The 23,369-nt window shown below is 73.7% G+C and carries 16 protein-coding genes; 11 read left to right on the top strand and 5 right to left on the bottom strand.

Annotated elements, in window-relative coordinates:
* Nucleotides 1–140: 140 nt before the first annotated feature.
* The 5 genes from ACIA79_RS26995 to ACIA79_RS26975 all read left to right on the top strand — a co-directional run bounded on the left by ACIA79_RS26995 (nt 141) and on the right by ACIA79_RS26975 (nt 8,748).
* Complete coding sequence (locus ACIA79_RS26995; protein ID WP_399430938.1) at nt 141–1,823, top strand: thiamine pyrophosphate-binding protein; 1,683 nt, start codon at nt 141–143, stop codon at nt 1,821–1,823.
* Nucleotides 1,824–1,903: 80 nt separating this feature from the next.
* A complete protein-coding gene (locus tag ACIA79_RS26990; RefSeq protein ID WP_399430937.1) occupies nt 1,904–2,842 on the top strand; it encodes a serine hydrolase in 939 nt (312 codons plus the stop codon).
* Between the two features lie 166 nt (nt 2,843–3,008).
* Complete coding sequence (locus tag ACIA79_RS26985) at nt 3,009–6,737, top strand: ABC transporter ATP-binding protein (protein WP_399430936.1); 3,729 nt, start codon at nt 3,009–3,011, stop codon at nt 6,735–6,737.
* 113 nt (nt 6,738–6,850) lie between these two features.
* The gene (locus tag ACIA79_RS26980) at nt 6,851–7,258 is read left to right on the top strand and encodes a hypothetical protein (RefSeq protein WP_399430935.1); all 408 of its coding nucleotides are present in this window, start codon (nt 6,851–6,853) and stop codon (nt 7,256–7,258) included.
* An 89-nt stretch (nt 7,259–7,347) separates the two neighbouring features.
* Complete coding sequence (locus ACIA79_RS26975) at nt 7,348–8,748, top strand: S28 family serine protease (protein ID WP_399430934.1); 1,401 nt, start codon at nt 7,348–7,350, stop codon at nt 8,746–8,748.
* 40 nt (nt 8,749–8,788) lie between these two features.
* Here the strand turns inward: ACIA79_RS26975 and ACIA79_RS26970 are convergent, their stop codons facing one another.
* From ACIA79_RS26970 to ACIA79_RS26960, 3 genes are all read right to left on the bottom strand, one after another.
* Nucleotides 8,789–9,400 carry a hypothetical protein gene (locus ACIA79_RS26970; RefSeq protein ID WP_399430933.1) on the bottom strand — a complete coding sequence of 204 codons (612 nt, stop codon included), beginning with the start codon at nt 9,398–9,400 and terminating at the stop codon, nt 8,789–8,791.
* An 89-nt stretch (nt 9,401–9,489) separates the two neighbouring features.
* A complete protein-coding gene (locus ACIA79_RS26965) occupies nt 9,490–11,304 on the bottom strand; it encodes a glycoside hydrolase family 3 protein (protein WP_399430932.1) in 1,815 nt (604 codons plus the stop codon).
* A gap of 576 nt (nt 11,305–11,880) precedes the next feature.
* Nucleotides 11,881–12,789 carry a LysR family transcriptional regulator gene (locus tag ACIA79_RS26960; protein WP_399430931.1) on the bottom strand — a complete coding sequence of 303 codons (909 nt, stop codon included), beginning with the start codon at nt 12,787–12,789 and terminating at the stop codon, nt 11,881–11,883.
* Between the two features lie 88 nt (nt 12,790–12,877).
* Here ACIA79_RS26960 and ACIA79_RS26955 point away from each other — a divergent pair, with 88 nt between their 5' ends.
* The gene (locus ACIA79_RS26955) at nt 12,878–13,828 is read left to right on the top strand and encodes an EamA family transporter (protein ID WP_399430929.1); all 951 of its coding nucleotides are present in this window, start codon (nt 12,878–12,880) and stop codon (nt 13,826–13,828) included.
* Between the two features lie 47 nt (nt 13,829–13,875).
* On the opposite strand, the gene ACIA79_RS26950 is transcribed toward ACIA79_RS26955, so the two are convergent.
* Together ACIA79_RS26950 and ACIA79_RS26945 are read right to left on the bottom strand one after the other, a co-directional pair.
* On the bottom strand, nt 13,876–14,658 hold the full coding sequence (locus ACIA79_RS26950; RefSeq protein WP_399430928.1) for a sugar phosphate isomerase/epimerase family protein: 783 nt from the start codon (nt 14,656–14,658) through the stop codon (nt 13,876–13,878).
* A 130-nt stretch (nt 14,659–14,788) separates the two neighbouring features.
* A complete protein-coding gene (locus ACIA79_RS26945) occupies nt 14,789–15,868 on the bottom strand; it encodes a LacI family DNA-binding transcriptional regulator (RefSeq protein ID WP_399430927.1) in 1,080 nt (359 codons plus the stop codon).
* Between the two features lie 130 nt (nt 15,869–15,998).
* Here ACIA79_RS26945 and ACIA79_RS26940 point away from each other — a divergent pair, with 130 nt between their 5' ends.
* The 5 genes from ACIA79_RS26940 (at nt 15,999) to ACIA79_RS26920 (ending at nt 23,098) form a co-directional block, all read left to right on the top strand.
* Nucleotides 15,999–17,150 carry a Gfo/Idh/MocA family protein gene (locus tag ACIA79_RS26940; RefSeq protein ID WP_399430926.1) on the top strand — a complete coding sequence of 384 codons (1,152 nt, stop codon included), beginning with the start codon at nt 15,999–16,001 and terminating at the stop codon, nt 17,148–17,150.
* Entirely contained in the window at nt 17,147–18,289 is a 1,143-nt protein-coding gene (locus tag ACIA79_RS26935) for a dihydrodipicolinate synthase family protein (RefSeq protein ID WP_399430925.1), read from the top strand. The genes ACIA79_RS26940 and ACIA79_RS26935 overlap by 4 nt, the downstream gene beginning before the upstream one ends.
* Before the next feature lie 29 nt (nt 18,290–18,318).
* Nucleotides 18,319–19,098, top strand: a complete 780-nt coding sequence (locus ACIA79_RS26930; protein WP_399430924.1) for a sugar phosphate isomerase/epimerase family protein — start codon at nt 18,319–18,321, stop codon at nt 19,096–19,098.
* 301 nt (nt 19,099–19,399) lie between these two features.
* Complete coding sequence (locus ACIA79_RS26925) at nt 19,400–21,631, top strand: ATP-dependent RecD-like DNA helicase (protein WP_399430923.1); 2,232 nt, start codon at nt 19,400–19,402, stop codon at nt 21,629–21,631.
* Between the two features lie 177 nt (nt 21,632–21,808).
* A complete protein-coding gene (locus ACIA79_RS26920; protein ID WP_031076091.1) occupies nt 21,809–23,098 on the top strand; it encodes a citrate synthase in 1,290 nt (429 codons plus the stop codon).
* Nucleotides 23,099–23,369: the final 271 nt, after the last annotated feature.

Genomic DNA, 23,369 nt, shown 5'->3' with positions numbered 1-23,369 from the left:
CGTCCGGCCCTGCGGCCGCCTGCCTCGGCCGGCGCCGGCCCCCGCGGGTACCGTTCCCGCGGGGACCGGCCTCCCCACGGAGCGTCCGGGCCGCCCACCGGCGCCCCGGAGGCGAACCGAGCCCTGAGGAGAAGGCAGACGTGACGCACGACCACGACCTGGTGCTGCGGCCCACCGCCGCACAGACGGAGGCCGCGCTGAACCCGCCGCCCGGCCGGACCGGGGGCGACCTCGTCGTGGAGACGCTCGCGGGGCTGGGGGCCACCACGGTCTTCGGGCTGCCCGGCCAGCACGCGCTGGGCGTGTTCGACGCCCTGCGCCGCTCCTCGCTGCGGTACGTCGGCCTGCGGGCCGAGAACAACGCGGGTTTCGCCGCCGACGCGTACGGCCGCATCACGGGTGAGGCGGCGCCGCTGCTGCTCTCCACGGGGCCCGGCGCCCTGATGGCGCTCCCCGCGCTCCAGGAGGCGGCCGCGGCCAGCGCTCCCGTCGTGGCCATCGGCAGCCAGGTCCCGGCCGCCGGGCTCGGCGGCGGCCGCCGCGGTCACCTGCACGAGCTGCGGGACCAGCAGGCGTCCTTCCGCGACGTGGTGAAGTCCGTGCACACGGTGCGGTCCCAGTCGCAGATCCCGTCGGCGGTCGCCGCCGCCTGGGAGTCGGCGCTGACCGTGCCGCACGGTCCCGTCTGGGTGGAGATCCCGCAGGACGTCCTGGTCGCCGAGACGGCCCTGCCGGTGGTCACGGCTGTCGACGCCACTCCGGAGGAGCTCGCCCCGCGCCCGGAGCTGACGGCCGTGGCCGCGGATCTGCTCGCCCGTGCCGAGCGGCCCGCGATCATCGCGGGCGGCGGCGTCGTGCGCTCCGACGCGTCCGGCAAGCTGCGGGCGCTGGCCGAGCGGCTGAACGCTCCGGTCGTCACCACGTTCGGCGGCAAGGGCGCCTTCCCCTGGGAGCACCCGCTGTCGCTCCAGTCGTGGCTGGAGGACCGGCACACCACCGACTTCCTGGAGGACGCGGACGTCCTGCTGGTGGTCGGTTCCGGGCTGGGGGAGCTGTCCTCGAACTACCACACGTTCGCCCCGCGGGGCCGGATCGTCCAGATCGAGGCCGATCTCGGCAAGCTGGAGTCCAACCACCCCGCTCTCGGCATCCACGCCGACGCCCGGCTGGCGCTCATGGCGCTGCTGGAGACGGTTCCGGCGCGCGAGGACCCCGGCGCCGCCGGGCGCGTCCGCTCGGTGCTGGCGAAGGTGCGTGAGCGGCTCGCCACCCAGGACCTCGCCCTGGAGCAGGAGGTCCTCGCGGCGGTGCGCGCCGCCCTGCCGGACGCCGCGCCGAGCTTCTGGGACATGACGATCCTCGCCTACTGGGCCTGGTCGGCCTTCGACGCCCGCCGGCCCAACACCATGCACTCGGCGCAGGGCGCCGGCGGCCTCGGTTACGCCTTCCCGGCGGCGCTGGGCGCGGCGGTCGCCGACCCGACGGGGCCGGTCCTGGCCGTCTCCGGCGACGGCGGCGCCATGTACTCCCTCGCGGAGCTGGCCACGGCGAAGCAGTACGGCCTGGACGTCACCTGGCTGATCGTCGACGACGGCGGCTACGGCATCCTGCGCGCGTACATGACCGACGCCTTCGGCACCGCCACGGGCACCGAGCTGGACGGCCCCGACTTCGTCGCCCTGGCCGAGTCGTTCGGCGTGCCCGCGGTCCGTACGACCCCGGAGGACCTGCGCGCGGACCTGGCGGCCTCCCTCGCCACGCGCGGGCCGTCGGTGGTCGTCCTCCCGGCCCGCCTGCGGATGTTCGCGCCGACGCACGTGTGAGCCGGGCGCCCGCCGGCGGACACTCCGGCGGGCCCGCCGCCGCCGTACAACCTTCCGCGCACCCGCGTGTCTGACAGGGCGTGACATCCATACACCGCACCCGACGCGGCGCGCTGTGCACGGCCCTCGCCCTCGGGGTGCTGCTGCCCACCGCCGCCACGGCGACTCCCGCCGCCGCCGCGACCCCGGCCGTGACGTGCACGTCCGGCAAGGCGGGGCTCGCCACCAAGCTGTCCCAGGACATCGCCGCCGCCCTGAAGGGCCGTGCCTCCACGACGGCCGTCGCCGTCTACGACCGCACCACCAAGACGCACTGCGAACTGCGCGCCACCCAGAAGTTCGACTCGGCCAGCATCGTCAAGACGACCGTGGTGGCCACCCTGCTGTGGGATGCCGGGAAGCAGAAGCGCCGGCTGACCCAGCGCGAGATCGACCTGAGCACCGCCGCGATCACCAAGTCCGACAACGCCGCGACCAGCGCGCTGTGGAAGCAGCTCGGCGTGGCGAAGATCAGCGCCTTCCTGCAGACCGCCGGGATGACGCAGACCGTGCCCGGCTCGGGCGGCTACTGGGGCCTGACCCAGGTGACCGCGCGGGACCAGCGCAAGCTGCTCGGTCTGCTCACCAACCAGAACGGCGTGCTGAGCGACAGCGCCCGCGCGTTCGTGCAGGGCCTCATGCGCCGGGTGATCTCGTCGCAGCGCTGGGGCACGCCGGCCGGTACGCCGAGCGGCGTCACCGTGCACGTCAAGAACGGCTGGCTGTCGCGCGCCACGCACGGCTGGCGGGTGCACAGCATCGGCGCGTTCACCAGCGACAAGGCGAACTACTCGATCACCGTCCTGACGCACGACAACGCGACGATGACCGACGGCGTCAACACCATCCAGGCCGTCGCGCGGGTGGTCCACCGGGACCTCAACCCGACCGCCTCCACGACCGGCCGGTCGTTCTTCACGCCGCCCGCCGTGCCGCACGAGGTCATGCCGCCGGTGCCCGAGACCGGCCCGGCCTCCTAGCCCAGGCCCCACGCCCACGCCCCGGTTCCGCTCGCGGTCCGTCCCGTCGCGGCACGTCGCGCGCATGCTGCGGCACCGCGGAACGTTGCGACGGGATGAAATTCGTACCGGGGCGTGTTGGTGCCTTCCGTCGGATTGTGTCCGGACGGACAAACGGGAGGCACCAGTGGCGGCGGCTGAGGCGGCGGAACAAGGGTGGGCACGGCGGCTGGCCGGCTACGCCTGGCGGTACCGGCGCAACGTCGTCCTCGCCCTGGGCTCGTCCCTCGCCGGCATGGCCGTCATGGCCGTCGTCCCGCTGATCACCAAGGTCGTCATCGACGACGTCATCGGCGACGGCACGAGATCCCTCGCCGTGTGGACCGGCCTCCTGCTCGTGGCCGCGCTCGTCGTCTACGCCCTGACGTACGTGCGCCGCTACTACGGCGGGCGCCTCGCCCTCGACGTCCAGCACGACCTGCGCACCGATATGTACGGGACGATCACCCGGCTCGACGGGCGGCGCCAGGACGAACTGTCCACCGGGCAGGTCGTCGGCCGCGCCACCAGCGACCTCCAGCTGATCCAGGGCCTGCTCTTCATGCTCCCGATGACCATCGGGAACGTCCTGCTGTTCCTGATATCGCTGGTCATCATGGCGTTGCTGTCGCCGCCCCTCACCCTCGTCGCCCTCGCCGTCGCGCCCGCCCTGTGGTTCATCGCCCGCCGCAGCCGCACCCGCCTGCACCCCGCCACCTGGTACGCCCAGGCCCAGGCGGGACACGTGGCGGGCGTCGTCGACGGCGCGGTCTCCGGCGTCCGCGTGGTCAAGGGCTTCGGGCAGGAGGAGCAGGAGACCGGCAAGCTGCGCGACGCGAGCCGCAAGCTCTTCGCCGGCCGGCTGCGCACCATCCGCATGAACGCCCGCTACACCCCGGCGCTGCAGGCCGTGCCCGCCCTCGGGCAGGTCGCCATGCTCGCCCTCGGCGGCTGGCTGGCCACCCGCGGCCAGATCACCCTCGGTACGTTCGTGGCCTTCTCCACCTACCTGGCGCAGCTCGTCGGGCCCGTCCGGATGCTCGCCATGGTGCTGACCGTGGGCCAGCAGGCCCGCGCGGGCGTCGAGCGCGTCCTGGAGCTGATCGACACGGAGCCGGTGATCCGTGACGGGACGAAGGAGCTGCCCGCCGACGTCCCCGCGGGCGTCGAGTTCGACGACGTGTCGTTCGCGTACGAGGACGGGCGGCCCGTCCTCGACGGCTTCTCGCTGGAGATCCGCCCCGGCGAGACCGTCGCCGTCGTCGGCGCCTCCGGCAGCGGCAAGTCCACCGTCTCGCTGCTGCTGCCCCGCTTCTACGACGTGACGCACGGCGCCGTCCTGGTCGGCGGGCACGACGTGCGCGAGCTGACCCTCGCCTCGCTGCGGGCCGCCATCGGGCTCGTACCGGAGGACAGCTTCCTCTTCTCCGACACCGTCCGCGCGAACATCGCGTACGGCAAGCCCGGCGCGACCGACGAGGAGATCCGCGCGGCGGCACGGGCCGCGCAGGCCGACGGCTTCATCAGCGAGCTGCCGGACGGGTACGACACCAAGGTCGGCGAGCACGGCCTGACCCTCTCGGGCGGCCAGCGCCAGCGCGTCGCCCTCGCCCGCGCGATCCTCACCGACCCGCGGCTGCTGCTCCTCGACGACGCCACCTCCGCGGTCGACGCGCGCGTGGAGCACGAGATCCACGAGGCACTGCGCTCGGTGATGGCCGGGCGCACCACCCTGCTCATCGCCCACCGCCGCTCCACCCTGAACCTCGCCGACCGGATCGCCGTCCTCGACGACGGCCGGCTGTCCGACATCGGCACGCACGAGGAGCTCCAGGCGCGTTCCGCGCTCTACCGGCGGCTGCTCACCGACCCCGACGAGCTGGGCGGCGTCTCGCCCGGCCACGCCGTGCCGGTGTCCGCGCCGGAGGAGGACCGCACCGTCCGCGAGGAGCTCGACGCCGAGTACGACGCGGAACGCGGCATCACACCCGCCCTGTGGGAGCGCGACGCCCGCGCGGCCGGCGACTCCGACACCCCCGGCGCCACCCCGGAGCTGCTCGCCCAGGTCGAGGCCCTGCCGCCGGCCACCGACGCGCCGGACGTCGACGAGGCACGGGCGGTCACGCCCGAGGAGTCGTACGGACTGCGCCGGCTGCTGCGCGGCTTCGGGCTGCCCCTGCTGGTGAGCCTGCTGCTGGTGGCGGTCGACGCGGGGTCGGGCCTGATGCTGCCGGTGCTGATCCGGCACGGCATCGACGAGGGTGTCGAGCAGCTCGCCCTGGGCGCCGTGTGGGCGGCCTCGGCGCTGGCGCTGGGGACCGTGGCCGTGCAGTGGCTGGCGCAGACCGGTGAGATCCGGATGACCGGCCGCACCGGCGAGCGCGTGCTGTACGCACTGCGCCTGAAGATCTTCGCGCAGCTCCAGCGCCTCGGGCTCGACTACTACGAGCGCGAGCTGACCGGGCGGATCATGACCCGGATGACCACGGACGTGGACGCCCTGTCGACGTTCCTCCAGACCGGGCTCGTCACCGCGTTCGTGTCGGTCGTGACCTTCTTCGGGATCATGGTCGCGCTCCTCGTCATCGACGTGCAGCTGGCGCTGGTCGTCTTCGCCACGCTGCCGCCGCTGATCGTCGGGACGTTCTTCTTCCGGCGCTCCAGCGTCAAGGCGTACGAGCTGGCGCGTGAGCGGATCAGCGTGGTCAACGCCGACCTCCAGGAGTCGGTGGCGGGGCTGCGGATCGTGCAGGCGTTCGGGCGCGAGGGTACGGGCGCGCGGCGGTTCACCGAGCTGAGCTCGGAGTACCGCGCGGCCCGGGTGCGCGGCCAGTGGCTGATCTCGGTCTACTTCCCGTTCGTCCAGCTGCTGTCGTCAGTGGCGGCCGCGGCGGTGCTGATCGTCGGCGCCGGGCGCGTCGAGGCGGGCACGCTCACGACCGGCGCCCTCGTCGCGTACCTGCTCTACATCGACCTGTTCTTCGCGCCCGTGCAGCAGCTGTCGCAGGTCTTCGACGGCTACCAGCAGGCCACGGTGTCGCTGGGGCGCATCCAGGAGCTGCTGCGGGAGCCCACCTCCACCGCCGCACCCGAGCGGCCCCGCCCGGTGTCCTCCCTGCGGGGCGAGATCGCCTTCGAGAAGGTCTCCTTCGCGTACAACGCGGACACCGGCGGCGCCGAGGAAGCCGCCCTCACCGGCGTGGACCTGCGGATCCCGGCGGGGCAGACGGTGGCGTTCGTCGGCGAGACCGGCGCGGGCAAGTCGACGCTGGTCAAGCTGGTCGCGCGGTTCTACGACCCGACGACGGGCCGCGTCACCGCCGACGGCACCGACCTGCGCGAGCTCGACCTCACGGCGTACCGGCACCGCCTCGGCGTGGTGCCCCAGGAGGCGTACCTCTTCCCCGGCACGGTCCGCGACGCCATCGCCTACGGGCGCCCGGACGCGACCGACGCGGAGGTGGAGGCGGCGGCGCGCGCGGTCGGCGCGCACGACATGATCGCCACGCTGGACGGCGGCTACCTCCACGAGGTCGCTGAGCGCGGCCGGAACCTGTCGGCGGGCCAGCGCCAGCTGATCGCCCTGGCCCGCGCGGAGCTGGTCGACCCGGACATCCTGCTCCTCGACGAGGCGACCGCGGCGCTGGACCTTGCCACCGAGGCGCAGGTGAACGCCGCCACCGACCGGCTGACCGGCCGGCGCACCACCCTGGTGGTCGCCCACCGCCTCACCACGGCGGCGCGGGCGGACCGGGTGGTCGTGATGGACCACGGACGCGTCGCGGAGGACGGCACCCACGAGGAGCTCCTGGCCCGGGGCGGCCGGTACGCCCGGCTGTGGGCCACCTTCGTGGGCGAGGCACCGCTCGTGGCATGAGGCCGGCGGGTGCGGGGGCGCACCGTCCCCGCCCGCCGGCGGGCGCCCACGCAACCATCCACCGGCCCCTTGCGTCGTACGCATGTACGCTCACGAGGCGAAGAGGAGCAAGCGTGTTCGGTGAGGCGCAGGTGGCCGGAACGACGAAACGACTGTTCGTGCACGTCCTCGCGGTGCTGGTCGCCGTGAGCGCCCTCACCCTCGCCGGACCCGGTACCTCCCGCGCCGAGGCGGTGGCCGCCTGCTCCGGGCGTCTCGTCAAGACCCTGCCGTTCCCCACCGGAACCCTGAAGGTCTACAAGAACCGCCAGTACGCCTGCGCCGTCGCCGTCGCGAAGAAACCGGGCGCCCGCCGGGCGATGGCCGTGTCCGTGCAGCCGCGCGGCGGCCGCGCCGCCGTCGACGCGGGGCGGTTCACCCGGCAGGCCGGGCCCGTCACCGTGCACGCCCTCAACCGCTGCGTCCGCGTCTCCGGTTCCGTCGCCGGCCGCGGCGGCACCACGGGGTGGATCCTCTGCTGAATCCCGCCGGTGTCCGCAAGTCACTCTGGTCCCGGCGGTGTTGACCCCGCTAGGTTCACGGCGACCACCGTGAACCCAGTGGAGGGTGCATGCGCAAGGCGCTCAGATGGCTGCTGTCCCTCGTGGTGCTCATAGGCACCGTGAGCGCGGCCGGCACGGCCACCGCCGCCGGCCCGGCCGACAGCCGCACGACCACGGACATCAAGGACCGCATCCTGGCCATCCCCGGGATGAGCCTGATCGAGGAGAAGCCCTACCCCGGCTACCGCTTCTTCGTCCTCGAGTACACCCAGCCGGTCGACCACCGCGACCGTTCCCGGGGCACCTTCCGGCAGCGCCTCACCCTGCTGCACAAGGACACCGGGCGCCCCACGGTCTTCCACACCAGCGGCTACGAGGTCAGTACCCGGCCCTGGCGGTCCGAGCCGACGTCCATCGTCGACGGCAACCAGGTCTCCCTGGAGTACCGCTTCTTCACCCCGTCCCGCCCCGCTCCCGCCGACTGGTCGAAGCTGGACATCTGGCAGGCCGCCTCCGACCAGCACCGCGTCTTCACCGCGCTGAAGCCGCTCTACGACCGCCGGTGGCTGGCCACCGGCACCTCCAAGGGCGGCATGACCGCCACCTACTACGAGCGCTTCTACCCGCGCGACATGGACGCCGTCGTCGCGTACGTCGCCCCCAACGACGTGGTGGAGAAGGAGGACTCGGCCTACGACCGGTTCTTCGCCACCGTCGGCACCGCGGAGTGCCGCGCCCGCCTCGCCGCCCTGCAGCGCGAGGCGCTGGTCCGCCGTGCGCCGCTGCAGGAGAAGTACCGCGCCTGGGCCGACGCCGAGGGCGCCACCTTCCGGACCGTCGGCAGCCTCGACCGGGCGTACGAAGCCGTCGTCCTCGACTTCGCCTGGGCCTTCTGGCAGTACCACGGCGAGTCCGACTGCGCCGGCATCCCGGACGCCGCCACCGCCACCGACCAGGTCGTCTACGACACCATCGACACCTACTCGGGCTGGGCCTACTACACCGACCAGGGCCTCGAACCGGCCGTCCCGTACTACTACCAGGCCGCCACCGAACTGGGCTCGCCCGGCCTGCGGATGGACCACCTGAAGGGCCTGACCCGGTACGGCTACCAGCCCGCCCGCAACTTCGTGCCGCGGGAGATCCCGCTGCCCCGCTTCAAGCCCTGGGTGATGCGCGACGTGGACACCTGGGTGCGCACCCGGGCGCAGCGGATGCTCTTCGTGTACGGCGCGAACGACCCGTGGGGCGCGGAGCGGTTCCGCGTCGACAAGGGCGCCCGCGACAGCTACGTCTTCGCCGCCCCCGGCGCCAACCACGGGGCCGGCGTGGCGGACCTCGTCGAGGCCCAGCGCACGAAGGCCACGGCGCGGATCCAGGCGTGGGCGGGCATCGCCCCCGAGGCCGTCCGCACCGATCCGCGCCTCGACCGGCGCGTCCTGGACCGGCAGCGCACCCTGCGTCCCTGACGCACCGCCGGCGGGGCGCGGACGCACCCCGCCGGCACCCTCAGAGGCGGCGCGCGCAGCCCACCCGCCCGTCGCCGGCCAGCGCCACGTACAGGGCCGTCGACGCGGGACAATGCGCCCGGCGCTCGACGGCCGCGGTGACGCGGTACCGCGGCCGGGGCTCGCCCGGCCCCTCGCAGGCCGTCTCCCGCACCCGCCCCGCGCGGGTGGCGGAGAGGCAGTCGCCGACCAGGGTGTGCGGGCCCCCTCCGCCGCCCGGGTCGCCGGGGTGCGGCGGCTCCAGGTTGCGCATGCACGCGTAGCCCTGCGGCACGGCGCCGTCACCGTCCTCGTCGGCGGCGGGGCGGCGCTCCGAGACGTGCAGCACGAAATCGGTGGCCCTGGGGCAGACCGGCCCGCCGGCCGCCGGATCCGCGTACCGCGCCAGCACCCGGGCCGCCGCCCGCTCGCTGCCGCACGGCACCTCGCGGACCTCCCGGCCGCGGGTGCCGCAGTCGCCGGCCCCGAGGAAGACCTCCCCGTACCCGGTGGAGGCCGCCGGCGCCGGCAGCCCGGCCGCACCCGCCCCGGCGGCCCGGTGGCAGCCGGTGGTGAGCGCCGCCGCCACGAGGACGACGGCGCACACCACCCCGATGGTCCGTATCCGGCGCATCCGGCACCCCCCCGATCGCTCGCTCCAGCGTGGCCCGCCGTGGCGGGTCCACGCCACCGGAGCGCGAGAGGTTGCGTCGCCGAGTACGTCTAGTACGTCAGGCCGTACCCCACCGGATACAGCACCCGGGTCGGATCGTCCGCGCGCTGGACCGGGACGGGCAGCCGCCCCTCCGGCCGCGCCCGCCCGGCGATCACCCGCGCGGCGGCGCGCAGTTCGACGTCGGTCCAGGAGTACGTGGCCAGCGTGGCGCGCTGGCCGCCCAGCCGCGCCACGTCGTACGGGTTGCGGATCGCGACGGTGACCACCGGCAGGCCGGTCGCCGCGAGCCGGGCTACCAGCGTGCGCTGCGTGCTGGTGGCCGAGACGTTGTACGTCCCCACGACGATCGCGTCCTTGCCGGCCGCGGCCGCCACCGCCTCGTCGATCCGCGCCGCGGACGGGGCCGTACCGGTGGACAGGGCCGCCACCGTGAACCCGAGCTCGGTGAGGGCGGTGGCGAGTGTGGCGGTCGGCGGGCCGGTGGTGCCGGAGGGGGACGCCGGATCGGCGCCGACGACGAGCAGGTCCGGCATTGCGCGGCGGTCGAGCGGCAGCAGTCCGCCCTCGTTGAGCAGCAGGGTCGTGGTCCGCTCGGCGATCCGGTCGGCCGCGGCGAGGTGGGAGCGGGTACCGACGGCGCGGTCGACACCCTCGTGGGAGACGTAGGGATCGCGGAACAGGCCGAGCTTCGCCTTCAGGCGCAGGATGCGGAGAATCGATTCGTCGATGCGGGCCTCGCTGATCTCGCCGCTCCGCACGGCCCCGAGCACGGCGTTCCAGGCGGTGGCCAGGCTCGGCGGGTTGAGCAGCTGGTCGCAGCCCGCCTTCAGCGCGAGGACGGGCACGCGGTCGTCGCCGTACTTGGTCCGCACCCCCTCCATGCCGAGCGAGTCGGTCACCACGACCCCGTCGTAGCCGAGGCGTTCCCGCAGGATGCCGGTGAGGATGGGGCGGGAGAGGGTGGCGGGGTCCTCGGCGGCGTCGAGGGCCGGGACGACGATGTGGGCCGTCATGATGGAGTCGATGCCGGCGGCCACGGCCGCCCGGAACGGCGGCGCGTCGAGCGCCTCCCACTGCGCGCGCGTGTGGCCGATCCGCGGCAACCCGTAGTGGCTGTCGGTCTCGGTGTCCCCGTGCCCGGGGAAATGCTTGGACGTGGCCGCCACGCCCGCCGCCTGATAGCCGCTCACCTGCGCGGCGACCAGCCGGGCGACGGCCTGCGGGTCGGCGCCGAAGGAGCGCACGCCGATGACGGGATTGGCGGGGTTGACGTTGACGTCGGCGACGGGCGCGTAGTTCTGGCGGATGCCCATCGCGGCGAGCTCAAAGCCCGCGATCCGCGCGGCCCGGCGCGCGTCGGAGCGGGAGCCGGCCGCGCCGAGCGCCATGGCGCCGGGCATCAGCGTGGCGGGTTCCCCTATCCGGGCGACGATGCCGTGCTCCTGGTCGATGGAGATCAGCAGCGGGACCGGCGTGGGGCGGTCCAGCGCGGCGCGCTGGATGCCGTTGGACAGGTCGGCGATCTGGTGGGGGTCGCGGGTGTTGTGCGCCCACGAGAAGTAGATGATGCCGCCCACGTGGTACCTGGCGATGAGCTCGGCGGCGGTACGGACGCCGATCTCCTTGAGGTTGGCGTCGGCGTCGGCCTGGTCGGGGGCGGTGGCGGAGTGCCCGTACACCCGCATGACGAAGAGCTGGCCGACCTTCTCCTCCAGGCTCATGCGGGAGATGAGCGCGTGGAGGCGGCGGTCGCCGGAGGCCCCGGCGTGGGCGGACGCCGTGGCGCCGGTCGCGGCGGCGGCCGCCGCGGCGGCGGTGACGGTGAGGAGGGTACGTCTGGAGGTGGTGGCCCGGTGGTGCACTGGTGCTCCTTCCGGCCGTGCGTGGAGGGAAGTGGAGGTGGTGAAGGAAACTTCCAAGGTGCCACGCATAGCCGGAAAGTAACTGCCAGGTCAAGGACCCCGGCAGCCGCGGGGGCGGCGGGTCCGCCACCGGCGCCGCGGAGGGGGGCGGACCGGTGGCGGCGTACTGCCGGCCGCGGGGCGGCGATCGCACGGCGGTGAGGCCGGCACCGCGCTGCGGTGACTCCCCGGCAGTACGTCCCGTTCGACGGACCCGGCCGCCACCGGGTTCCCGCCCGACGCGTCCGGCTGGGGGCGCGGCATGCCGTACGGGGCGGGCGCTCGGCCAATCGCGTGCCGGCGGCGTCCTCGGGCGGTGGGGCGGAGTCCGGCGCGGGGCGCCGGACGGCGTGGTGGTGCGCCGGGGCGCTCGGCCGGATCGGGTGCGGACGGGGCGTCAGGGGGCGCGGCGGATGGGAGCCAGGCGGCGGGCTCCGGGCCGCCACGCGGCGGGGGCCGGCCGGGTCCGGCGGGGCGTCAGGCGGCGGGCCCGGGGCCGCTCGCGGCGGGGGCCGCGGCGGCGGGGGCGGACGGGTGTCAGGCGGCGGCGACCGAGGGCCACAGCTCCTGCAGGGTGCGGACCGTCTCGGTGATCGCCGGCCGCCGCGCGGCACCCACCCGCCACAGCGCCGACAACCGCCGCTTCGGCACCGGGTCGAGGCGTACGGTCACCACCCCCTCCGGCAGCGCGCCACGGCCCAGGCGCGGGACCAGCGCCACTCCCAGACCGGCCGCGACCAGGGCCACCTGCGTGTGGTTCTCCTCCGCCCGGTGCACGATGTCCGGCTCGCGCCCGGCCGCCCGCAACGTGCGGACCAGCCAGTCGTGGCACACCGTGCCGGGCGGCGGCGAGATCCACCGTTCCTCGGTGAGGTCCTCCCGGCGGACGGCGTCACGCGCCGCGAGTGGATGCCCGAGCGGTACGAGGACGTCGCACAGGTCGTCGCCGATGACGGCCTGCTCGACCCCCGGCGGCGCGGGCAGCGGCGCGATGTCCCAGTCGTGCGCCACCGCCAGGTCGATCACGCCCCGCCCGACGAGGTCGACCGACAGGTGGGGATCCACCTCCGTCAGGCGGGCGTCGAGCGCCGGGTGACGCCGCGCCAGCTCCGCGAGGGCGCGCGGCATCAGCCCCCGGGCGGCGCTGGCGAAGCACCCCACGCGCAGCCGCCCGGAGGGCAGGCCGCGCCGCTCCTCCAGCCGCACCTCGGCCTCCTCGACGATCGACAGCAACCGCTGTGCCGTCGCGGCGAGTTGGTGCGCGTCGTCGGTGAGGCGGACCCCGCGCCCCTGCCGCTCCAGCAGCGTGGTGCGGGTCTCCCGCTCCAGCTTGGCGATCTGCTGCGAGACGGCCGACGGGGTGTAACCGAGGGCGGCCGCGGCTGCGCCGACCGTGCCGTACACCGAGACCGCGTGGAGCGCCCGCAGCCGTCCGAGGTCCAGCACGGCGGCCCCCCTTTCGTAAGCGATGCTTCATCCAACCATGAAGAGATTCGTGCTGGTGCTACATGGTTCGGCCCGGGATGCTCGACGCATGCGCCCGTCCCACATCGCCCTCGCCACGCTCGTCGCCGCAGTCTGGGGGGTCAACTTCGTCGTCATCGACATCGGACTCGACCACTTCCCGCCCCTGCTCTTCTCCGCCCTGCGCTTCCTGGTGGCCGCCCTGCCCGCCGTGTTCTTCGTCGGCCGCCCGAAGGTGGCGTGGAAGTGGATCGCCGGGGTCGGCCTGGCGCTCGGCGTCGCGAAGTTCGGCCTGCTCTTCACCGGCTTGGACCGGGGCGCCCCGGCGGGGCTGTCCTCGCTGGTTCTCCAGGTCCAGGCCGTCTTCACCGCGCTGTTCGCCTTCGCGGCGCTCGGGGAACGGCCCGGCCGCACCCGGCTGGCCGGCATGGCCGTCGCGCTCGGCGGGATCGCGGTCGCGGCGGCCGACGAGGGCGCGTCCGGGCCCCTGCTGGGCCTCGCGCTGTGCGTCGCGGCCGCCGCGTTCTGGGGCGTGTCCAACGTCCTGACCCGCAAGGCGGCCCCGCCCGACGCGCTCAACTTCATGGTGTGGGTCAGCACCGTCCCCGTCCTGCCGCTGCTGGCCCTGTCCCTGCTGTTCGAGGGCCCGGCACGGGGCGCGGCGGCGCTGCGGTCGCTGGACTGGACGGGCGCGGGCGTCATCGTCTATGTCGCCTGGATCACGACGGTCTTCGGATTCGGCGCCTGGGGATGGCTGCTGCGCCGCCACCCGGCCTCCTCCGTCGCACCGTTCTCCCTCCTGGTCCCCGTCTTCGGCATGTCCTCGGCGGCCCTGTTCCTCGGGGAGCAGGTCACCCCCTTGCGCTGGTGCGCGGCCGCGCTGCTGGTGGGCGGGGTGGCGCTGACGTCACTGGGGCGTGCGGGGACCCGGCCCGCGGCCCCCGCGGCGGAGGCGGTAGCCGCGGTGCGGGGCGAGCGGCACGCGGAGCCCGCCGGGGCGTCCCCGCCGCGGGCGGGATAGCGGCGGCACGCGGCGGCACGTGGCAGGGCGCGCGCCCGGCGGCGCGGTCAGGCGCGCGGTGTGCCCGACAGGCGCTCGCGTCCCGCCGCGAGCAGGGGCGGCAGTTCGGCGGCGTCCGCGTACCAGCGCTTCTCGTACTCCCAGCACACCCAGCCCTCACCGCGCATCAGCGACAGGCACGCGTCGAGCGGGAGCACCCCGGCGCCGAGGGGGAGGGGCGTGGTGTCCTCTCGGGACGCGATGTCCTTGACCTGCACATAGCCGAGGTACGGGGCCAGGACGGCGTGCGTGGCCTCGGGCTCCTCGCCCGCGAGCCAGGTGTGCATGAGGTCCCACACCACGCCCACGTGCTTGTGACCCACCGTCCCCGCGATCCGGGCCACGTCCGCACCCGCGCGGTGCGAGTCGTGCGTCTCCAGGAGGACGCGCACGCCGAGCTCGGCGGCGACCTCCGCGGCCGCGCCCAGCCGCCGGGCCGCCGTCGCGTCCGCCTCCGCGGGGTCCTGGTCCCCGCCGCCCGGGAACACCCGTACGTAGGGGGCGCCCAGGTCGGCCGCGAGATACAGGAGCCGGTGCAGTTCCTCGTACACGGGCTCGTCGTCACCCGCCGCAGCGACCTGCGCGTACCCCGCCACGGCGAGGATGTCCACGCCCGCCCGGGCGAACTCACCGGCGATGGCCCGCCGTTCGTGCGCCACGAGGCCGGGGTGCACCGGTTCGTCGGGGTGGACACGCAGTTCGACGCCGTCGTACCCCGTCTCGGCGGCGAGCCGTACGACGTCGGCGACGGGCATTCCGGGAACACCGAGGGTGGAGAAGGCGTACTTCATGACGGCGAACCTACCCGCTCGTCCGCCACCCATGACCGAACGTCCCGCCGTCGCGCGCCCTGCCCCGTCGGCGGCCCCGCGCCCTACCCGCCGGCGGAGCCACGGCCCACCCTCCGGCGCCCCCCGCGCCCTACCCCCGCGGCCGCCCCGTCGACGCCCGCACCATCAGTTCCGCGCCGATCGTGGCGATGCCGCCCGGAGGCGGGGTCTCCGTGCCGATCGCCAGCCGGCCCGCCCGTGCGCCCGCCTCCGGCAGGGGCAGCCGCACCGTGGTCAGCGCGGGGACCGCGTCCACCGAGAAGGGCAGGTCGTCGAAGCCCGCCACGGAGACGTCCTCGGGGATGCGCAGCCCCTGGTCCCGCAGGGCCGCGCAGGCGCCCAGCGCGACCGTGTCGTTGGCGGCGACCACCGCGGTCAGCTCCGGGTCGCGCCGGAGCAGTTCGAGCGTCGCGTCGTACCCCGAGCGGCGGTCGTACGGGCCGTGCACGGTGAGCCGCCGCAGCTCCTCGTCCGCCGCTCCCGCGGCCGCCATCGCCTCGCGGTGGCCCTCCAGCCGGTGCCGGGTCGTCGTGCGCTCGGCCGGCCCGGCCACGTACCCGATCCGCCGGTGGCCGAGCGCCAGCAGGTGCTCGGTGAGCCGCCGCCCGCCGCCGCGGTTGTCGAAGGCCAGCGCGGCCGTGATCGCGGCGTCCCCGCCGGCTCCCGGCGCTCCCGGCGCGGGCGGGCGCCCGCACAGCACCACGCGCGTGCCCGCGTCCGCGAGCTTGGCGAACCGCGCTGCCATCGCCGCCGTGTGGCCCGGGTCCTCCAGCGCGCCGCCGGTGAGCACGACGGCCGCCGCGCGCTGGCGCTGGAGCAGCGTCAGGTAGCGCAGCTCCCGCTCGGGGGAGCCGCCCGTGTTGCAGACCACCGCGAGCTTCTCGCCCCCCGCGCGCCCCGACGCACCCTCGCCGATCGCGCTCTGTGCCGCGCCCGCCATGATCCCGAAGAAGGGGTCGGCGATGTCGTTGACGAGGATCCCGACCAGGTCGGAGGTGGCGGCGGCGAGCGAGCTGGCCGGCCCGTTCAGTACGTAGTCGAGTTCGTCGACCGCGCGCAGCACCCGCTCGCGCGTGGACGCGGCGACCGGGTAATTGCCGTTCAGGACGCGCGACACGGTCGCCGGGGACACCCGGGCGCGCGCCGCCACATCGGCCAGGGTGACTGTCATCGCTTTCCTCCGCGGAGAGTCGGGCGTGGCTCTTGTACGGGCCGCTGCCCGCAGGCTAGCGTCACCCCCCGTAGAAAGCGCTTGCTACGGCCGGTCGGCGCGGCAGGCCGACGAGACCTGGAGGACCTTCGTGACACGCAGGACGATGCGGATCGCCATGAACGGCGTCACGGGCCGGATGGGCCACCGCCAGCACCTGGTGCGCTCCATCCTGGCCATCCGCGAACAGGGCGGCCTCGACCTGGGGGACGGCCGGGTCCTGTGGCCCGAGCCCGTCCTCGTCGGCCGCCGCGAGCACGCCCTGCGCGCGCTCGCCGAGCGTCACGGCCTGACCGAGTGGACCACCGACCTCGACGCGGCCCTCGCCGACGAGAGCACGGAGATCTACTTCGACGCACAGGTCACCTCGGCCCGCGCCGGCGCTCTGACGAAGGCCATCGCGGCCGGCAAGCACGTCTACACCGAGAAGCCGACCGCCACCGGTACCGCCGCCGCCCTGGAACTGGCCCGCCTCGCCCGGGACGCCGGCATCAAGCACGGCGTCGTCCAGGACAAGATCTTCCTGCCGGGCCTGCTCAAGCTGAAGCGCCTCGTCGACGGCGGCTTCTTCGGCGAGATCCTGTCCGTGCGCGGCGAGTTCGGCTACTGGGTCTTCGAGGGCGACTGGCAGCCGGCCCAGCGCCCCTCCTGGAACTACCGCGCCGAGGACGGCGGCGGCATCGCCGTCGACATGTTCCCGCACTGGGAGTACGTCCTGCACGAGCTCTTCGGCCGGGTGACCTCCGTCAGCGCCCACGTCACCACCCACGTCCCGCAGCGCTGGGACGAGGACGGCAAGCCGTACGCCGCCACCGCCGACGACGCCGCGTACGGCATCTTCCAGCTGGAGGGCGGTGCCGTCGCACAGATCAACTCCTCCTGGGCGGTGCGCGTCCACCGCGACGAGCTCGTCGAGTTCCAGGTCGACGGCACCCACGGCTCGGCCGTCGCCGGTCTGCGCGGCTGCCGCGTCCAGCACCGCTCCGCCACCCCCAAGCCGGTGTGGAACCCCGACCTGCCGGCGACGCACGCGTTCCGCGACCAGTGGCAGGAGGTACCGGACAACACCGAGTTCGACAACGGCTTCAAGGCGCAGTGGGAGCTCTTCCTGCGCCACGTCGCGCTCGACGAGCCGTACCACTGGGACCTGCTGGCGGGCGCGCGCGGTGTGCAGCTCGCCGAGCTGGGCCTGAAGTCCTCGGCGGAAGGCCGCCGTTACGACGTGCCGGAGCTGACGCTGTGACGATCCGGCTGCCGCACGGCACGTACACACCGCGGACGGAACCCGCCGCCTTCACCGCGGGCGGCCCCCCGCTCGCCTCCCGCACGGTCTTCTCCGCCGCCCACGTCGTGGCGGACCCGTACGCGGACGTGTCCCCCGACGCGCCCGCGGCGGTGGACTGGGACGCCACCCTCGCCTTCCGCCGCCACCTGTGGTCCCACGGCCTCGGCGTCGCCGAGGCGATGGACACCGCACAGCGCGGCATGGGCCTGGACTGGGCCGGCGCCGCCGAGCTGATCCGCCGCTCGGCGGCCGAGGCGAAGGCGGTCGGCGGGCGCATCGCGGCGGGCGCGGGCACCGACCAGCTGTCCGGCCCGGCGGACCTGGCCGCCGTCCGCGCCGCGTACGAGGAGCAGCTGGCGCTGGTCGAGGAGACCGGCGCGCAGCCCATCCTGATGGCCTCCCGCGCGCTGGCCGCGGCCGCGCGGTCCGCCGACGACTACCTCACCGTCTACGGGCACCTGCTGCGCCAGGCGGGCGAGCCGGTGATCCTGCACTGGCTGGGCCCGGTGTTCGACCCGGCGCTGGAGGGCTACTGGGGCTCGTCCGACCTGGACGCGGCGACCGACACCTTCCTCAAGGTCATCACCGAGCACCCGGACAAGGTCGACGGCATCAAGGTGTCCCTGCTGGACGCGGAGCGCGAGGTCGACCTGCGCCGCCGCCTCCCGGACGGCGTGCGCTGCTACACCGGCGACGACTTCCACTACCCCGAGCTGATCGCGGGGGACGAGCACGGCTTCAGCCACGCCCTGCTGGGCGTCTTCGACCCACTGGGCCCGGTGGCGGCCGAGGCGATCCGCGTCCTCGACACCGGGGACACGGCCGGCTTCCGCGCGCTCCTCGACCCCACCGTCGCCCTGTCCCGCCACCTCTTCCAGGCGCCGACCCGGTTCTACAAGACGGGCGTGGTCCTCCTGGCGTGGCTCGCAGGCCACCAGGACCACTTCGCCATGGTCGGCGGGCTGCAGTCGGCCCGCTCCCTGCCGCACCTCGCCCGGGCCTACGAACTGGCCGACGGACTGGGCCTCTTCCCCGACCCGCAGCTCGCGGAGGCGCGCATGAAGTCCCTGCTCACCGTGTACGGAGTCGACCAGTGACGGACCTGGCCCGCTTTAGCGTCAACCAGATGACGGTCAAACAGCTGTCCCTGCCGGAACTGACCGAGGGCTGCGTGCGCCTGGGCATCCCCGGCGTCGGGCTGTGGCGCGGGCCGGTCGCCGAGTACGGCCTGGAGGCCACCGCCGAGCTGGTCCGCGACGCCGGCCTGGCGGTCACCACGCTGTGCCGCGGGGGCTTCTTCACCACCGCCGCCGACCTCGACGACAACCGCGCCGCCGTCGACGAGGCCGTCGCCCTCGGGACGGACACCCTCGTCCTGGTCTCCGGCGGCCTGCCGCCGGGCGGCAGGGACCTGGCGGCCGCCCGTGGACTCATCGCCGACGCGCTCGCCGAACTCGTCCCGTACGCGGCCGAGCGGGGCGTCCGGCTCGCGATCGAGCCCCTGCACCCGATGTACGCGGCCGACCGCTGCGCCGTCTCCACCCTCGACCAGGCGCTGGACCTCGCGGCACCGTTCCCGGCGGGGCAGGTCGGGGTCGTCGTGGACACCTACCACGTCTGGTGGGACGACCGCGCCCCGGCGGCGGTCGCGCGGGCGGGCGAGCAGGGCCGTATCCACGCCTTCCAACTGGCCGACTGGACCACCCCGTTGCCCGCCGGCGTTCTCAACGGGCGCGGGCAGCTCGGCGACGGCACCATCGACCTGCGTGCCTGGTGCGACCGCCTCGACGCGGCGGGCTACACCGGCCCGGTCGAGGTCGAGCTCTTCAACGACGAGCTGTGGGCGCGGGACGGCGCGGAGGTCCTGGAGGAGACGGCACGGCGCTTCGCCCGGCTGGCCGGTTAGCGACCACGATCCGGAAGAGGAATTCCGGAAAAATTACCGCGTGCATCCGTGCAACCCTTCCGACGTGACGGGTGTCGTACATGGCATCAGGGCTTCCGGGGAGGGATCCGGGGGGATGGGGAAGCCCCGACGGAGGGGGAGCACGCAGGGGCCCGGTCGACGGACCGGGCCCCTTGGCGCAGTCCCTGCCACGGGTCCCCTCTTTGCGGCAGCCGTTCGCGCGCCCTCGGGGCGGGCCCGGGCCGGGCAGTTGTCCACAGGGGCCGCCGGCATGTCCGACCCGGCGGGTAGCGTCGGAGGCATGTCCAGTGCAGCAGTGGTCGAAGGGGTCCTCGAGCGGATCACGTACGCCAACGAGGAGAACGGCTACACGGTCGCGCGGGTCGACACGGGCCGCGGCGCCGGCGAACTCCTCACGGTCGTCGGCTCGCTGCTCGGCGCGCAGCCGGGGGAGTCGCTGCGCATGGAGGGCCGCTGGGGCTCCCACCCCCAGTACGGCAGACAGTTCACGGTGGAGAACTACACCACCGTCCTGCCGGCCACCGTCCAGGGCATCCGCCGCTACCTCGGCTCCGGCCTGATCAAGGGCATCGGCCCGCGCATCGCCGAGCGGATCGTCGACCACTTCGGCGTCGAGACGCTCGACGTCATCGAGCAGGAGCCGCAGCGGCTCATCGAGGTGCCGGGGCTCGGGCCGAAGCGGACCCGGCTGATCGGCGCCGCCTGGGAGGAGCAGAAGGCGATCAAGGAGGTCATGGTCTTCCTCCAGGGCGTCGGCGTCTCCACCTCCATCGCGGTGCGGATCTACAAGAAGTACGAGGACGCCTCGATCTCCGTCGTGAAGAACCAGCCCTACCGCCTCGCCGCCGACGTGTGGGGCATCGGGTTCCTCACCGCCGACCGGATCGCGCAGGCCGTGGGCATCCCCCACGACAGCCCCGAGCGCGTCAAGGCCGGGCTCCGGTACGCCCTGTCCCAGTCCAGCGACCAGGGCCACTGCTTCCTGCCCGAGGAGCAGCTGATCGCCGACGCGGTCAAGCTGCTCCAGGTCGACACCGGTCTGGTCATCGAGTGCCTCGCCGAACTCGCGGCCGACGAGGAGGAGGGCGGCATCGTGCGGGAGCGGGTGCCGGGCCCCGAGGGGCAGCCGCTGACCGCGGTCTACCTCGTGCCGTTCCACCGCGCCGAGATCTCCCTGTCCGCCCAGCTGCTGCGGCTGCTGCGCACCGACGAGGACCGGATGCCGGCCTTCCGGGACGTCGCCTGGGACAAGGCCCTGGCGTGGCTCGCGGAGCGCACGGGAGCGGACCTCGCGCCCGAGCAGGAGGAGGCCGTCCGGCTCGCGCTCACCCGGAAGGTCGCCGTCCTCACGGGTGGCCCCGGCTGCGGCAAGTCGTTCACCGTCCGGTCCATCGTGGAGCTGGCCCGCGCCAAGAAGGCCAAGGTCGTCCTCGCGGCACCCACCGGCCGTGCCGCCAAGCGGCTGTCGGAGCTCACCGGCGCCGAGGCGTCCACCGTGCACCGCCTGCTGGAGCTGAAGCCGGGCGGGGACGCGGCGTACGACCGCGACCGGCCGCTCGACGCCGACCTGGTCGTCGTCGACGAGGCGTCCATGCTGGACCTGCTGCTGGCGAACAAGCTGGTCAAGGCGGTGGCGCCGGGAGCTCATCTGCTCCTGGTCGGTGACGTGGACCAGCTGCCGAGCGTCGGCGCCGGCGAGGTGCTCAGCGACCTGCTGGCCCCGGACAGCCCCATCCCGTCCGTACGGCTCACCAGGATCTTCCGCCAGGCGCAGCAGTCCGGGGTCGTCACCAACGCCCACCGGATCAACTCCGGCCAGCAGCCGATCACCTCCGGGCTGCCGGACTTCTTCCTCTTCGTGACCGAGGACACCGAGGAGGCCGGCCGGCTCACGGTCGACGTCGCGGCCCGCCGCGTCCCGGCGAGGTTCGGCCTGGACCCCCGCCGCGACGTGCAGGTCCTCGCCCCCATGCACCGCGGCCCGGCGGGCGCGGGCACCCTCAACGGCCTGCTCCAGCAGGCCGTCACGCCCGCCCGGCCCGACCTGCCCGAGAAGAGGTTCGGCGGAAGGGTGTTCCGCGTCGGCGACAAAGTCACCCAGATTCGCAACAATTACGAGAAGGGGGCGAACGGCGTCTTCAACGGCACCGTCGGCGTGGTCACGTCGCTCAACGTGGACGACCAGCGCCTGACGGTGCGGACGGACGAGGACGAGGAGGTCCCCTACGACTTCGACGAGCTGGACGAACTGGCGCACGCGTACGCCGTCACCATCCACCGCTCCCAGGGCAGCGAGTACCCGGCCGTGGTGATCCCCGTCACCACCGGCGCGTGGATGATGCTGCAGCGCAACCTGCTCTACACCGCCGTCACCCGCGCCAAGAAGCTCGTCGTGCTCGTCGGGTCGCGCAAGGCGATCGCCCAGGCCGTCCGCACCGTGTCCGCCGGCCGGCGCTTTACCTCACTGCGCCACCGGCTGACAGGTGAGGTGCGGGTGGGAAACATCACCTAGAAGATCACAGGACTTTCGCAAGCGGGGCGAAGGGGGCAGGATGAGCAGGTTGACGGCACTGAGTGCCGCCAATTGGCCGAATGGTCGACCCCGAGTGCACTCTGCTGAGCCAAGTGGGGGATGGTAGAGACAGTCAGGGCACCTCGAAGAAGAGGCACTACGTCGGTGAGGGATGACGTGAGCGACAACTCTGTAGTACTGCGGTACGCGGACGGTGAGTACACCTACCCGGTGGTCGAGAGCACCGTCGGTGACAAGGGCTTCGACATCGGGAAGCTCCGAGCCCAGACCGGTCTGGTGACCCTGGACAGCGGGTACGGCAACACCGCCGCCTATAAATCCGCGATCACCTACCTCGACGGCGAGCAGGGCATCCTGCGGTACCGCGGCTACCCCATCGAGCAGCTGGCCGAGCGCTCCACCTTCCTCGAGGTGGCCTACCTGCTGATCAACGGTGAGCTTCCCAAGGTCGACGAGCTGGCGGCCTTCCGGAACGAGATCACGCAGCACACGCTGCTGCACGAGGACGTCAAGCGGTTCTTCGACGGCTTCCCGCGCGACGCGCACCCGATGGCGATGCTGTCCTCGGTGGTCAGCGCCCTGTCGACGTTCTACCAGGACAGCCACAACCCGTTCGACGAGAAGCAGCGCCACCTGTCCACGATCCGGCTGCTCGCCAAGCTGCCGACGATCGCGGCGTACGCGTACAAGAAGTCGATCGGCCACCCGTTCGTCTACCCGCGCAACGACCTCTCGTACGTCGAGAACTTCCTGCGGATGACCTTCTCGGTGCCGGCGCAGGAGTACGAGCTGGACCCGGTCGTGGTCGCCGCGCTCGACAAGCTGCTGATCCTGCACGCGGACCACGAGCAGAACTGCTCCACCTCGACCGTGCGCCTGGTCGGCTCGTCGCAGGCGAACATGTTCGCCTCGATCTCGGCCGGCATCTCGGCCCTGTGGGGCCCGCTGCACGGTGGCGCCAACCAGTCGGTGCTGGAGATGCTCCAGGGCATCCAGGCCAGTGGCGGCGACGTCGACTCCTTCATCCGCAAGGTGAAGAACAAGGAGGACGGCGTCCGGCTGATGGGCTTCGGCCACCGCGTCTACAAGAACTTCGACCCCCGGGCGAAGATCATCAAGGCGGCGGCGCACGACGTCCTCTCGGCACTCGGCAAGTCCGACGAGCTGCTGGACATCGCGCTGAAGCTGGAGGAGCACGCGCTCGCCGACGACTACTTCGTCTCGCGCAACCTCTACCCGAACGTCGACTTCTACACGGGTCTGATCTACCGGGCGATGGGCTTCCCGACCGAGATGTTCACCGTGCTGTTCGCGCTGGGCCGCCTGCCGGGCTGGATCGCCCAGTGGCACGAGATGATCAAGGAGCCGGGCTCCCGCATCGGCCGCCCGCGCCAGATCTACACGGGTGAGGTCCTGCGCGACTTCGTCCCGGTCGAGAGCCGCTGACACCCGCGCCTCCCGGACGCGAAAGCGCCCCGCCTCCGATCCCCCCACGGGTCGGCTGGCGGGGCGCTTCCATATCCCGGAGCGGATTCCCCCCACGGGATCCGGCCGGGCGTCTGCCGGGTTTCAGCAGAAGCTCGCGATGCGATCCGCCGGGGTACGTACGGGAGGGCCGCTCAAAGCTCCCCGGTGCACGTGCCCCGGCCTACGCTTGCCTGGGATGTCCCCCAAGACATCCCATGAACGTCCCCCAAGACGTTCTGGCATCGCCCAT

The organism is Streptomyces sp. NPDC051310 (assembly GCF_044455245.1).
Lineage (GTDB): Bacteria > Actinomycetota > Actinomycetes > Streptomycetales > Streptomycetaceae > Streptomyces.
Note: the sequence above shows the minus strand (reverse complement) of the source record. Positions and strands in the feature narration are given on the sequence as shown.

What these genes read in the sequence shown, in the direction of transcription:
- ACIA79_RS26975 (WP_399430934.1), top strand. Translation starts at nt 7,348, where the DNA reads ATGCGCAAGGCGCTCAGATGGCTGCTGTCCCTCGTGGTGCTCATAGGC.
- ACIA79_RS26970 (WP_399430933.1), bottom strand. Translation starts at nt 9,400, where the DNA reads ATGCGCCGGATACGGACCATCGGGGTGGTGTGCGCCGTCGTCCTCGTG.
- ACIA79_RS26955 (WP_399430929.1), top strand. Translation starts at nt 12,878, where the DNA reads ATGCGCCCGTCCCACATCGCCCTCGCCACGCTCGTCGCCGCAGTCTGG.
- ACIA79_RS26950 (WP_399430928.1), bottom strand. Translation starts at nt 14,658, where the DNA reads ATGAAGTACGCCTTCTCCACCCTCGGTGTTCCCGGAATGCCCGTCGCC.
- ACIA79_RS26945 (WP_399430927.1), bottom strand. Translation starts at nt 15,868, where the DNA reads ATGACAGTCACCCTGGCCGATGTGGCGGCGCGCGCCCGGGTGTCCCCG.
- ACIA79_RS26930 (WP_399430924.1), top strand. Translation starts at nt 18,319, where the DNA reads ATGACGGTCAAACAGCTGTCCCTGCCGGAACTGACCGAGGGCTGCGTG.
- ACIA79_RS26925 (WP_399430923.1), top strand. Translation starts at nt 19,400, where the DNA reads ATGTCCAGTGCAGCAGTGGTCGAAGGGGTCCTCGAGCGGATCACGTAC.